We start from the raw sequence: 14,186 nt of genomic DNA on the forward strand, positions 1-14,186 counted from the left end.
TGGATACTGTGCAGGAATGTTCCAGTCGTACTGTGAGAAGTCGCCGGTCTCGAAGTCTTCGATCATGGCGCTCATGATGTTCCAGCCCCAGTAAACCTTAACGTATGGGCTTTCTGGATCTTCTGGATCCGGATAGTATTCTGCGATGACTTCACCGACTGGGGTATAGACTTCGTTCATCACGAAATCGACAGGTTCTGTCGTCTGTGCGTAGGTGAAATCGACAGGGTTGCCGCAGACAGGAGCATTAACGGGCTGGTAGCCGTTGCATTCTGCCTTGCCGCTATATTCGCCAGACAGGATGTCGCCGCCGTAAGCACCGGTAGCATCGGTGATGAAGTCGTATGAACGGGTGCGGCCGAATTCGTCAGTGCCGTTGAAGGTGACGGTAGCGCCAGCGATGCCGGTGACGCCGTCCTGTTCGTAGACGTGACCTGCAACTCTGCCGTTGCCTGAAACGTGGACGTAAAGTTCGTTGCTAGGACCTGATTCGCCTTCATCGTAAACAGCTGTGACGTAGAACACATAACCGTCCATGTTGTAGTCCAAACCGTTGACGGTGTAGGTGGTAGCTGAGCTGTTGAGAGGCGTGCTGCCGATGAGTTCACCGTTTTGGTAGATGTTGTACTGACGGAAGGTGCGGTCCTGGATGGCTGTCCAAGCCAGGTTGAGGGCTTCGCCTTCGTAGATGTTGGCACCGTTGGTGTTGGTAGCGTGCAGGTTGGTAGGAGCGTTGAATGTGGTTGTGAAGCCCCAGACCTGACCCAAGGTTTCGCACTCGCTGTTACGGGTGTCGACTCTCCAGAAGTAGTTGGTGTTGTTGAAGAGGTCGGTAACGGTGTAGCTGGTAGCGAGGTCGGTTGTCCAGTCAACGAGGGTTTCTTCGCAGTAATAGGTGCTGCCAAAGACCAGACGATATTCAGTGGTGTAGTTGGCAAATTCCCAATTCAGGACGACTGAAGCTGGAGCAATGCCGTCAGCATCGTCGGCTGGTGAAGGATTGATGGCCTGTTCTGGGCATGGAAGCGTTTCAGGGTTGATGTTGACTGTGAATGAATCAGCGGTTGATGAAGCTGCGAGGTAGTAAGTACCGGCAGGAACAGTGATGTTGCTGATCGGGAAGTCACCGCCGACGCTGATGTAATCATCTTCGCGGTCGCGGCTGACATCTTCGAGTTCAATGCTCAGGATTTCGAACCATCTGTCTGGCACGTAGTAAGTCTGAGTGACACCCAGATCTGGGTCAATCATCATGAAACGGCGGCTGCTCATTGAACTACCAGCTGAAGTAGCATAGAAAGTATGGTATTTCTTTGAGTAACCCAAACCACGGATAGTGCCGGAAGTTTCGAAGTCAGGCAGGGTCTGGAGCACTGTCCAGTGACCGGTGTTCATATCGATTTCACCGAACCAGCTGTCGTGACCAGTTGACTTGATGCCATAGCAACGGCCTTCTTCAGTGAAGCAGATACCGCATGCGAAATTATCGCCACCATCGTGTGCAAAAGCATAAGTCTGGGCACCTGTTTCAAGGTCAATTTCATAGAAAGCAGATGAAGTTGGCATGTAAGTCTTACCATTGACAGGGTTGGTTGCCATAGTGTAGTAAACTGACATGGAAGTTGAATAGAGCGGTGTGCTCAGGTTGTTGATGTCGAAGTGGCAGTACAAATTACCACTATAAGAAATCAAATAGAGGTCATCGCCTTGCTTGACACCACCATAAAGATTCTTGTTCGTGATAGAAGAAGGAACAACACCCAAATATTCAACGGTGTTCAGCGGATCAGAAGTGTCGAAACGGCCAACTGTATTCACAGTTCCATTTTCATCATTACCGATGAAATAGACATATTCCCTTAAGTTGTCGACTGATGTGCCGCCATAGTAGTTGTCGGCACCAGGACCGCCTTGTCCGCCAAAGCCTGGCTGATAGAAGGCAATCTTACCATTGTCGCCTTCAACATCAGCATTGAGCAGCACGTCTTCGTTGAAGGTCAGTTTGAACACGGCATCAGGACCATCTTCCTTGTTGCCAGGGAGGAGGTAGTTGTCGTAGATGCTCTGTGAAGCAGGCGTAATGGTTTCGCTGTAAGGGAACGAAGACACGTTGCGGGCCAATTCCCAAACGTCAGGGCAAACAGGATCGTAAGCGAAAGCGGTCATGTCGGCCATGATGACGGTGCGGTCGTCGGAATAACTCACTACGAGTCTGCCGGTCTGGTCGCCAGTGGCTTCACCGGTTTCGATGAGGAATTCCTGTTCGGTCTGCATGCCGATGGTAAATGGATAGCTCATGTCCTGAACCATGAAGAATGGGTTTTCGGTGTCGATACCATTGATGGTGGTAGGAGCGCCCATGTTGTTCAAGGCAGCCATGAACGGACGGTTCCAAACGCCGTTGGCGCGAGGACCGAGGTCCATTGGGTCAGGAACGATGGTCAGGCTTGAACCGCCGGAAACTTCAACGTTCAGGTTGATTTTCGGACGGTAGTTACGCAGCGAACCGGCTGTGTTGTCGGTGTAATCTGCATAATAGGTGTAGCTGTCGCTCTGACGGTACAAGCTGGTGTTGGTAGCATTGTACTCGTAGAAAGTCAAGCTGCTGTTGTAGGAAGATGCTTCCTTGGCAACGGCGACAACGAGATTACGGCCACCTTGGTAATGGAAAGGTGAGTCGAGTTGGAAAGTCTGCCATGTGTTGGCTGTGCCGCCAATAGTCACATTTGTGTGGCTATAGACGCAAGTCAGCTGTGAAGCAGGAATCCAAGTGGCTGAGCTGAAACGCTCGTCACTAGCGTAACCGAGATAGATCTTCACCGAGGAGCAGGTGAGATTTGCTGTAGCATGAATCTCCCAAGCGATGCTGGTGATGTCGCAATCGGTACTGATGATTTGGTCGCCCGGATAAATGGTCTGGGCATACGAGTAACGGTAGTAATTACAGAACGGAGCGTAGTAACTGTAATCAGCACCTTCATGGCCTCCGATGTTGATTTCGAAGGCACTCGCCAAGTTAGGGCTTAAAAATGCCACTAACAAGGTCAGAATCAGAGTGAAAAAACTCTTTTTCATGATTGTGAAAGTTTAATTAATAAAAAGGTTAATAATAAGTACTTACTATTGAAACTGCAACTTCCGGCCTGCGGCAAGCCGCCTGCCTTGGCTGCAAGAATCAATCTTAAATAACGCTTTGGCCTTGTCATGCAAACTTCATGTTGTGCAAGGGGCTGGGAAACAAGAGATTTGGATAAACCGTTGGAAAATGATTCTGTAGATTCTGTGTATTGCGGAAGCACAGCGAAACGGGGAGAATCGCCCATACGGCAAAATGCCGTAAATGAAAATTGCTTCGATTGTGTATGATTTGACGTCATAATTAAAATATGTGTATGCATGCAATACACCATTTAGACTAATAACTTTGGCTCTACCCTTAGTCGATTTCGTGATTTTTTTCATTTGTGGACGTTATTTCCACAATCTATAATAGATTTATCATTAGGGCATTAACCATCCGCTGTAGAGACGTTCAAATTATTGAGCACATTGGATGATAACGCTTTGGGCTGCATGAATCATTCGGACAAATCAAGCATCACAATTCTCATCATCTGCAAATCGAATTTTAGTGATAATTAAAAAATAACCTATAATGCTAATAGTTGTTTTTTTCGCTTCGCAAAACGCAAATTTTCGTAAATGAATCATAAATCACTAAAAATCATAATTAGTTGTATATCATTCAAATTCCAATGGATTTATTGATAATTTGTGGCTATTTGCGTTCTTCAAGAAAACAACGGCTAATGTCTAGATGTGTTACAACATATTTTTTTAGCGTTACTTACAAAGTTTCATTTCATTCTTTTTTTCTACCTTTGTAGCAAATTATTTTGTCATGCAAAAAATGATTGCCCCTTCCCTTCTTTCGGCCGATTTCCTGAATCTGGGAAAAGATGTCGAAATGGTCAACAGCAGCGAAGCTGACTGGTTTCATTGCGATGTGATGGACGGCGTTTTCGTGCCGAACATCTCTTTTGGAATCCCTGTAATTCAAGCAATTAAGAAACAAGCCACAAAGCCTTTGGATGTTCACCTGATGATTGTCAACCCAGAGCATTACTTTGAAGCATTTGCAAAAGCCGGTGCCGACATCATCACTTTCCATTATGAGGCTTGCACGCACATTCACCGCGCTGTGCAACAGATTAAAAGTCTGGGCGTTAAAGCCGGCGTTGTGCTTAACCCCCACACACCCGTTTCCGTTTTGGAAGACATCCTTGCCGATTTGGATGTGGTACTGCTCATGTCGGTCAACCCTGGTTTTGGCGGACAGCAATTCATCGAGCGCACCTACGAAAAAATCAAGAAACTGCGCAAGATGATTATTGAGCAAGGTGCAACGACACTCATCGAAGTAGATGGCGGTGTCAACACGAAAAACGCTTCCGCGCTGTTTGAGGCTGGCGCCGATGTGCTTGTGGCCGGCAATGCCGTGTTCAAGTCGGAGAATCCGGTTGAAACGATTAAACTGTTGAAAATGAATTAAATGGTTTTCGGTTATGAGAATTAAATAGCAAAACCAAAAAAATTAATTATTCAGTATTAATAATAAGATTCCCGCCTACGCGGGAATGACGGCCTCAAAAAAGGCCGTAAAAAGTCTAAATATCTAAATGTCAAATAGTCAAATAGTCAAACATTAAATCTTTAAATCAAAAAAATATCGCATCATGAACGAATGTATCTTAAACCTTGCCCCAAAAGGTATTTGGGAAGAATTTCACGGCATTTTAGGCGTGCCGCGTCCATCGAAAAGAGAAGCCAAAATGGTGGCTTACTTGGAAAAATGGGCTAAAGACCACAAAGTGGATTACATCAAGGAAGAATGTGGCAACATCATCATGAATGTACCCGCCACCCCTGGCATGGAAGACCGTCAGACCATCATCCTGCAAGCACACATGGACATGGTCTGCGAAAAGAACAACGACAAAGTCCACGATTTTGAAAACGACCCGATTGAGGCCGTCATCAAAGGCGAATGGGTTCACGCCAACGGCACCACCCTTGGTGCTGACGACGGCATGGGCGTTGCCGGCGCTTTGGCCGTCATCGCTGACCCGACAGTCGAACACGGTCCATTGGAGTGCATCTTCACCATCGACGAAGAAACCGGTCTGACAGGTGCCGAAAAACTTGACCCTAAAGACTTTAAAGGCCGCATCCTCCTCAACCTCGACTCAGAAGACGAAGGCGAAATCTTCATCGGCTGCGCCGGCGGCATGGACACCATCATCAAGATGTGGTACGAACTGGAACCGAAACCGGAAAACGCCACCGCTTACCGCATTACGGTCAGCGGCTTGAAGGGCGGTCACTCGGGCGACGACATCAACAAGAACCTCGCCAACGCCAACAAGCTTTTGAACCGCATCCTCTTCCAAGCCACGACTTGGTACGACCTTGCCCTTTACGATTTCCAAGGCGGCAACCTCCGCAACGCCATTGCACGCGAAGCCACAGCCGTTGCTTACATCCCTAACGACTGCATCGAAGGTTTCTTGGCATACGTCAAGAAGGCTGAAGCCGATTTCCGTCAGGAATATCAAGTGACCGAACCTAACCTGAAAGTTACGGCAGAAGTCGCTGAAATCCAGCCGGATGTTGTCATCGACGAAATGTCGCAATACGAATTGCTCAACGCATTGTATGCCAGCCCTCACGGCGTCATCGCCATGTCGCAAACCATCCCGAACTTCGTTGAGACATCGACCAACCTCGCTTCCGTAAAGCGCAAGGAAGGCTTCTTCTTCATCCAGACTTCACAACGCAGTTCCATCGAATCGTCGAAGGAAGATGTCGCCAACATGGTGGCTTCAGTCTTCAACCTTGCCGATGCTGATGTCGAGCACACCGACGGCTATCCGGGCTGGACGCCAAATCCAAATTCAGTGATTTGCGACATCGCCGTGAAATGCTACAAGGAACGTTTCAACAAGGATCCGAAAGTGAAGGCCATTCACGCCGGTCTGGAATGTGGTCTCATCGGCGACAAGATTCCAGGCATGGACATGATTTCATTCGGCCCTACACTCCGTGGCGTTCACTCACCTGACGAGCGTTGCGAAATCAAGACCGTACAGATGTTCTGGGATTTCATGTGCGACATCCTCAAGAATGCTCCTAAGAAATAATCAGAAATTCAATAAGTTAGAGTAGTGCCAATTGGCACTACTCTTTTACAGGAAATCAAACACTTCATGGCGCAAGACAAAACATATAAATGCAAAATGCAGTCAGTGTAAATTACCACCACTCCTGATTTTTAGTCAAGATTTTCAAACGGATTTTCAGTTTGGATTTTGAGGGCAAAGCCCGACCATTGATAAATAAAGGTTGAATATTTTCAGAAAGATTATCTGTTAGGATTTTTCGTGGAGATTTTTTCTAAATCCTTCCAAAAATCCACACTGAAAATCTTACCAAAAATCAGAGAAGCCTCTCTCAATTTAAGGTCGCTTTGCTCAAAATCCTTACTAAAAATCCCACAAAAAATCCTTACTGATTTTGAATGGGTTTATGGATTCAGTTAATAACAACCAGCATTTTTCTGCGCCATCATGTTTACAGTAACATTTTTCAACATAATCACCAACAGAAACACAATCACATGAAGAAAGTTTTACTTATCGCCGCATTGCTCGGCATGGGTTCCGCCCTGATGGCGCAAGGCCCGCAAAAGTGCAGCCTCACAGCAGAAAAAGCATTCGAAAAAGCACAGAAAATCAACCAGCAAAACCGCTCGGAAAACGATTTCACAGCTTCGCTCGATTCACTCGTTTACACAAACGAATGGAACAACTATTCCGAGTCGTACAAATACGACTGGAAAGGCAACAACCTGGTGAAGACGACCTATTCCGAATGGGGCCACGACCGTCTCGTCAGCGCATACGAAAACGACCTCATCGCAACGATTGAACACCATTCAAAAGATGTCAACGCAACCGAATGGGATCACACAGCCACCGAAATCTACACCTATGACGAAAACGGCTATCTGATCACTTTTGAATACAACGCCCTCAATTTCGGCGAATGGGGCATCACCGACCGCTACGAATACACCTATGACGAGCAAGGCCGTCTGACAACCACACAAACTTGGTGGTTCGACTTTTGGGGCGAAGTGCCACAGCTCCTTCCTGGAAGCCGCGAAGAATACAGTTACGAAGGCAATGTCGTTACCATCGACGTTTACGGTTATTACTCGGAGACCGAGGAATGGCAGCCCACAGCCCGTGACATCAGCACCTACAACGAAGACGGTGATTGCAGCGAAGACCTGCAAATGAGTTGGGACGAAGCAACCCAAGATTGGAAGAATGAAGCCAAAAACGTCCACGGCTACGATGCCGAAGGTCATGTCATAACCATCACTTACAGCAATTGGGAAGAAGGTGAATGGGTGGTGACAAGCCAGACTGTTGTAGAATACGAAAACGGAAAATTAGTTTCAACAACCACTTCCGACATTTACCAGACCGGCGAATTGACACCTTATTTGCACGATGAATACGGATATGATGAAGCCGGGAACCGTTCTGTTGTTAATAATTTCTATTACGAAGAAGGGGAATTACTGCAAAGCAGCTTCAACGAATGCATCTACGACCTCACGGCAAACAGCGATGAAATCATGGGCTGCCAAGACGTTTGGAACGGAGTGCTTTCTGGTTATTTCACCAATGCCGCCGACCCGATCACAGGCATCCAGATGGCTAACAAATGGACACAATTCAACAGATTCGAGTATTACGACAGCAGCAGCACAACCATCGATGTTTTTTATTCAGCCACGACAGGCGTAAACGAAGACGGTGAAGAAATCCGTATTCAAGCCGCAGGTCTTGATGGCAAGGTTTTCGTCAGATGCGACGAACCTGTCGAAGTGAGCATTTACGACATGGCAGGCCGCAATGTGGCCACACGCAGCCAAGTCAGCGAATGTGAAATCAGCCTCAAGGCTGGACTTTACATCGTCAAGGCTGGCGATGCCGCCATTAAGGTTGTTGTCAGATAAGGCAACACCACATCAATGTAGAAACGGAGAGACGAGATGCCTCTCCGTTTTTTTTGGTGCGGTTTTTGCTGTAAGAAAACTGTTAAAACTCACATTATGAAACAATTATTCATTATCGCCTCATTTTTGCTATTTGCTTGCCCAGCCTTTTCACAAAACAAGGACAAGAAACCCGACGGCATCGACAAGAACGAATGTACCATAACCGTAAAAGGCAAAACCTACCCTCTGTATGGGAAAGTGAAAATCGTGGAATCGTTTCCCGACATCAAGGTTCAGATTGTCAGTTCGTTTGAAAATTTGGATGTCAAACTTGTCGAATCCTTTCCCGATGACTGCGGAAAAATCAAGATTGTGGAATCATTTCCCGATGTCAAGGTCAAGATTGTGGAATCATTCCCCGACATCAAGGTAAAACTGGTGGAATCGTTTCCGGGGTTGAAATAAGATTTGGATCTAATGTCACAAAGTCGCCTTCAGCCTGAAAATAGGCAATCAGTTTTTCGTAGAATCTGTTTTGGCCCAAGGTATCGGCATTTCCTAAGACAATCAGTTTCTTACGCGCACGGGTGATGGCCACATTCATTCTTCGCAAGTCGTTGAGGAAACCGATGTCGCCTCTTGCGTTGTCGCGCACCAAACTCATCAAGATGACATCGCGTTCCTGTCCCTGAAAGCCATCCACCGTATTGACAGCAATGTTTTTCCGCAAAGGTTTCAGCATACGGTTGTTGCGCACATACCTACGCAACAGCCTGACCTGCGCCTTGTAAGGCGAGATAATGCCGAAATCAACCTCATCGTGCAACATGCGTTCCATGCCTATCAGCTTCACATAATCCATCAGCGTTTTCATCAGCAGCTTTGCTTCTTCCTGATTCATACGGCTTTGGCTGCGGTTGAGCTGTTCATTGAAATCACATTTCGAGGTGTCAATCCACAGCAAAGGCTTGTCGATTGGCGAAATCAGACTATCGGCCACCGAGGGGTCGGCTTTCAGCCTTCCATGATAGAACTGCCTTGACGAGAACTCCATTATCGCGCGGTTCATACGATACTGTACTTCAAGCAGCGTCACGCACGATGGCTTCGCTTTCACCACTTTCTGCATCAAGGTACGGCTCAATCCGCCCTTTGCCGCCTCCATGCATTTGATGGTCGGCGGCAGTTGCTGATGGTCACCGGCAAAGACAACGCGGTCGGCTTTCAGGATGGCCGCCCAACATGCCGCTTCGAGAGCCTGCGCCGCCTCGTCAATGAAAAGCGTTCCGAAATGGCGACGCTCCATCAAGCGGTTGGCACTGCCAATCAAAGTGCACGCTATCACCGACGAAGTATTGAACAGCTCCTCGCGGATTTTCACCTCCAATTCCATCTCGCGGTGTTGCAGTTTCCGTAGCTGGTTTTGCTCCTTCTCCCCTTTTTTCGGGTTCACATTCAAATCACGAATGGAACGGCGGACACCGAAAAGTTCCAGATAATCAGGATGATTAGCATAGCGGTACTCGTAGGAGCACTCCATCATCACATCATTGATACGCAAAGGATTGCCGATGCGCAACACCGAAATGCCACGACGATACAGCTGTTCGCTGATCCAATCGACGGCGGCATTGCTCGGAGCGCACACCAACACCTGGGTCTCGCGCTTCAAGGTCTCATAAATGGCTTCCACCAGTGTGGTCGTCTTTCCCGTTCCGGGCGGACCGTGTACGACAGCGGTCTCGCGGGCATTCAGCACCTTGGCCACAGCCACATTCTGGCTCGCATTGAGCCAAGGAATGGAAGCATACTGCAAATCCCTGAATTCAGGCTGCCGCTCGCCGACAAGCACGCTCCGCAACCGCACGAATCTCTCATCAGTAGCATCAACGACCTGACTTAAAGCGTTCTGCATCACCTGATAAGAGAAATCATCAATGCCAAGATGAATGCCAAGCACAGAACGCTCAGCCAATGACAGAAGCGACTGCAGCACCTGGAAATTGCCGACCACGACCTGCATCCGATAGCCTTTCACAAGACTCACAAAACAAGTGTAATTGTATGGAACGATTTTGCCATTGGCATCACAACAGAAGAAATTCACCGCTTTGCCAGGTTCGAAATCGTTGTTCTGCTCTTCTTCCTGAGGGTCGCCATCGAATGTAATTTCCACGACCAGCTGGTTAGTGGCATTGTAAAACGAATTGCCCAAACGAATCGGGAACCAGCAATCGCCATCGGCGGCACGTCCCGACATGGGTGCTGTTTTCAGGCGCTCGAGATACGAATCCTTTTCGTACTCGTATTCCTTTTTCAGCAGCTCAATCTGACTTTGCAGCGATTCAAAAAGCCTTCCCATAAGAAGTCAAAACTATTTTTTCAGGCAAATCGCGCGTCATGAAACGCACCGAAATTTCCGGCAATTCATCGTCTTCACCTTTCACCGATTCGCAACTGAATGAAACCGCCGAATCACCTTGCGGCAATGTTACAGCACCTTGTGGTTCAACCGAAGCGATGAAATTATAGTTTTTGTCCGTAACGATTGCCTTTCCATTAAAATCAAACAACAGATATTGCCCCGATTTTAAAGTACATGGAAACATCAGAACGTCATCAGCAGTCCTAAGACACGGATTCGTCATACTACCCTTTCCTTCCACGTGAATACGCAAAGCGAAACCGCCTTCAAAAGGTGTATTCCACTGCCAGTCAGCGCCATGCGGTTGTCCAGGCTGCATATCGTTGAAATCGCAACGGAAACGGCGCGAAATGTGCATTTCGTACAACAAAAACGTGAAATCATCCGATTTCTCCAAATGCCATTCCGTGTAAGGGTCTTTCAGTCTTTGTTTTTGCGCCTCGCTGAAAGCATCGGCAAGACGCAGCGCATCCCAGTTTTTCATGGCATCAAGCAAATCGTCAAGTTGACCGTGATTGCGCATGGCGTTCATGTAAATCGTCATGCCATAACCAGCATCGAAGCCAGCGGCTTCCGACATGGCCCACTCCACATCTTCCAAAGTCGTACATTCATATTTGCGGTCGGCGAGACTGATTTTAAACCAGCCCAACATCCTCGGAAACAGATTCCTACGGAAGAAATCCTGATTCTTGATGCGTGCCTCGACTTGTCCTGTGCGCATGGCTTCGCCCCAAGGTTCACCCCAGTTCATGCGCGAATGGATGTGCCAATTGTAATGATTCAACTGACTGGCATCATTCAGCACATTGTGGTCCCAGCCTTCATAGCAGCGTGACACAAAGCGCGATACGGCATAATCATCTTGTCCCGTATAGGAGCAGCCTTCCAAACCGTCAAACGAAATTTGTGAAAGACCCGTATTGTTGAAAATCTCAACGATTCGGTCGGCGAAAGCATCCTGCAATTCCAAGTCGGGGAACAAGGTTTTGTAAGGATGATCCCAAAGTTTGTAGACCGTTTCATTTTTCGAATGAGCCGACTTTTTCGTCCCGTAAACACCTCTGGTACAACTATGTAAAACCTGAATGTCGCCCGTGCGTTCCGCCGTACGGAACGAAATCAGTTCGTCACCGATTTGCAAGACATTGATAGTCATCGGACGGGAAAACAGCGATGAATTATAAACTGCAAAATCAGTTTGGTCAGCGGTAATGTCGGTTTGCAATTTCACCACACCTTGTTTCAGCAAATGCTTGGAAGGCAGCGGCGTAACATACGAATCATCAGTCGTTGTGAAATTCGACAGCGTATGAACGCCTATTTTCACGCCCTCTTTTTCGGCACGCGCCACAAGTCGCGCAACCGCCTTGTCGTCACCTTTTACAAATTCAGGCGACCAATCGAAATGCCCCCAATGCGCAAACGGCTCAATATGATAAAGATACTCCATGCCTGCACGATGACATTTTTCCAAAACGAAATCCAAGTCATTCTCCGAAAAATCGGAAATGATATAAGGTTTCATAGCGGCACGCGAAGTCTTTCCCCATTCGCCATCAAACATCGGATGTGGCAGATTTTCAGCAACTTCAATATCGCCAATGCGTGATAAAGCCTCCGACTTTCGGCAGCCGAACAAAGCCACCGAAGCACCTTCCAGCAACCTGTCATCGTCTTGCACTGGCTCAACAAGGCATTGCTCAACGCCTTGCACCTTCCGATACTCCTGACGGCCACGGTAACGCGCCGAGAATTGCATCATCACGCCATTTTCAACACTTGTTGCAGCCAATCGTTCAGAGGAAATTTTGGAAGTTGACACCGCCGCATCTTCACCCATATAATTGAAATGTTCATGCACTTTCCCGACATATTCCTGCGGAATGCCAGCATTGGTCTTAATGTTCAAAGCCTGAATGCCAAAAGCCAGATTCTTGCCCTGAACCACACCGATAATATCACCTATCGTCTCACAAAGCGCAACCTTCACGGGACAAAACAAGACGGCATCATAACTCACATTTTCCTGCTGCTCAAGAGTAATTTTCAAATAATTATCCATTTCCTGAACATTAACTAAAACCGAGCCACCATCCTCAAAGCCTACTTCATACAAAGTGCCGTATGCTGGCACAAAATGGTTCGGTCTTGCCAAACGGCCTTCCTTGCACGCCATGACAAGCGGATAATTGTAACCCATCAGGATTTCGTTTTCACAGACCTGAATGGAAGTGAAAAAACCTTCTTCATCAACAGCAATCTGCAAGCCATCGGTTCGGAAAAAAGTGTTTTGAGCGTATGTCTTGCAAAACATTAAAGCAAGAAGTATAACCAGTGCTATTCTTTTCATTTTCAATTGTTTAAATCAATCAATTCCTCTTAAATCCTTATACATTTGCACGGCGTACAAATCCGTCATGTTCGAGATGAAATCCACGACCGACTGCACCTTAGTATATATGTCATCAGAATCAGTCTTAAACTGTTCAGGCATCAGCGACAGAAGTTTCTGATTATAAGCCGTTTCAGGATGCAAAACCGCATCGGTAAAATCCTCCAAAAGACTGCCAATGACCTTGAAACCCGTCAGTTCGATTTTCACCACAGACGGGTGGCGGTAAATGTTTTTCACCGAAGCATTGCGACATTTTTTCAGGGCATTTTCCTCGTATTCAGGCAAAAGCGAAATTAAGCTGCCTTGAAAACCGCCCTCCATAATGGTTTCGTAGTTTTGAACAAAAATACCACTCACGCAATTCACCAACTTGTTAATCAGCATGGCACGAAGGAAAGCCATCCTTTCATTCACATCGGTAACTGTCTCATACACATTGTTTTTATAGGCGAAGAAATCCTTTTCCGTTTCAGGATTGAAAAACGAGAGAAAACAATTTTCGATGTCGGCTGTGGCGATAATGCCATGCTTGTGCGCATCTTCCATATCCAAAATCAAATAGCAGATGTCATCGGAAGCCTCCATCATATAGGAAAGCGGATGCCGCGCATAAACGCAACGCCCGCTGTCGATGCACGGAATGTTGCAATCGTCCATCACCTGTTTGAAATCCGCTATTTCTGAATAGAAGACATTGTATTTCTTTCGGTTACCTTTATCATACGACGGATATGGATATTTGATCAGCGTAGCCAAAGTTGCCGCCGTCAGCGAGAAACCGCCAGCGCGACGCCCCGCAAACCGATGCGTCAGCAGACGAAATGCGTTGGCGTTGCCTTCAAATGAAATCAGATCGGACCATTGTGATGGCAAAACCTTATCTTTCAGTTCCCTACCCTTCCCGTCTTTAAAAAAACTGCTGATGGCGTCCTCGCCCGAATGACCGAAAGGCGGATTGCCCAAATCGTGAGCCAGACAAGCCGTTGCCACCACTGTGTCGATGTCATTCAAAACCTTATCCAGTTCGGGATGCAACTCAACAAGTTTCTGCGAAGTCATGCGTGCAATGGAACGACCAACACTTGCCACTTCCAAACTGTGTGTCAATCGGTTATGAACCATTTGGCTGCCCGGTAACGGGAAGACCTGCGTCTTGTTTTGCAGACGGCGGAAAGCACTTGAAAAAATGATGCGGTCGTAATCGCGCTGAAAATTGGTGCGGACATCAAGACTTTTGTGCGACGAAGCGCAACGCTTCAGTGAGAGAAGGGAATTCCAGTCCATACTCTTTT

Annotated in this window: 9 protein-coding genes; 4 read left to right on the forward strand and 5 right to left on the reverse strand. The window is 47.3% G+C overall.

Translation table 11 applies throughout. The features are described 5' to 3' along the window. Both AC06MN_RS09780 and AC06MN_RS09785 read right to left on the reverse strand, forming a co-directional pair. Positions 1–3,075 (reverse strand): fibronectin type III domain-containing protein (locus AC06MN_RS09780; RefSeq protein ID WP_475672188.1); only part of this gene is annotated, 3,075 nt, incomplete at its 3' end. Then, positions 3,072–3,398, reverse strand: a complete 327-nt coding sequence (locus tag AC06MN_RS09785; protein WP_475672189.1) for a hypothetical protein — start codon at positions 3,396–3,398, stop codon at positions 3,072–3,074. The genes AC06MN_RS09785 and AC06MN_RS09780, both read right to left, overlap by 4 nt. A gap of 503 nt (positions 3,399–3,901) precedes the next feature. On the opposite strand from AC06MN_RS09785, the gene rpe reads away from it, so the two are divergent. The 4 genes from rpe to AC06MN_RS09805 all read left to right on the forward strand — a co-directional run bounded on the left by rpe (position 3,902) and on the right by AC06MN_RS09805 (position 8,536). Then, positions 3,902–4,552 carry a ribulose-phosphate 3-epimerase gene (gene rpe / locus AC06MN_RS09790; protein WP_475672190.1) on the forward strand — a complete coding sequence of 217 codons (651 nt, stop codon included), beginning with the start codon at positions 3,902–3,904 and terminating at the stop codon, positions 4,550–4,552. A gap of 184 nt (positions 4,553–4,736) precedes the next feature. Then, positions 4,737–6,200 carry an aminoacyl-histidine dipeptidase gene (locus tag AC06MN_RS09795; RefSeq protein WP_475672191.1) on the forward strand — a complete coding sequence of 488 codons (1,464 nt, stop codon included), beginning with the start codon at positions 4,737–4,739 and terminating at the stop codon, positions 6,198–6,200. 476 nt (positions 6,201–6,676) lie between these two features. Next, entirely contained in the window at positions 6,677–8,089 is a 1,413-nt protein-coding gene (locus AC06MN_RS09800; protein ID WP_475672192.1) for a hypothetical protein, read from the forward strand. A 96-nt stretch (positions 8,090–8,185) separates the two neighbouring features. Beyond that, positions 8,186–8,536 carry a 7(1) septoil knot domain-containing protein gene (locus tag AC06MN_RS09805; protein ID WP_475672193.1) on the forward strand — a complete coding sequence of 117 codons (351 nt, stop codon included), beginning with the start codon at positions 8,186–8,188 and terminating at the stop codon, positions 8,534–8,536. Here the strand turns inward: AC06MN_RS09805 and AC06MN_RS09810 are convergent. From AC06MN_RS09810 to dgt, 3 genes are read right to left on the reverse strand one after another with little or no spacing between them, the layout of a single operon-like run. Continuing rightward, positions 8,496–10,433, reverse strand: a complete 1,938-nt coding sequence (locus AC06MN_RS09810) for an AAA domain-containing protein (protein WP_475672194.1) — start codon at positions 10,431–10,433, stop codon at positions 8,496–8,498. The two genes, AC06MN_RS09805 and AC06MN_RS09810, sit on opposite strands and share 41 nt — an antisense overlap. Then, on the reverse strand, positions 10,417–12,849 hold the full coding sequence (locus AC06MN_RS09815) for a hypothetical protein (protein ID WP_475672195.1): 2,433 nt from the start codon (positions 12,847–12,849) through the stop codon (positions 10,417–10,419). Before AC06MN_RS09815 ends, AC06MN_RS09810 begins: the two co-directional genes overlap by 17 nt. Before the next feature lie 15 nt (positions 12,850–12,864). Next, complete coding sequence (gene dgt / locus AC06MN_RS09820) at positions 12,865–14,178, reverse strand: dGTP triphosphohydrolase (RefSeq protein ID WP_475672196.1); 1,314 nt, start codon at positions 14,176–14,178, stop codon at positions 12,865–12,867. Positions 14,179–14,186 lie beyond the last annotated feature (8 nt).

The organism is Candidatus Limimorpha sp., assembly GCF_056203535.1.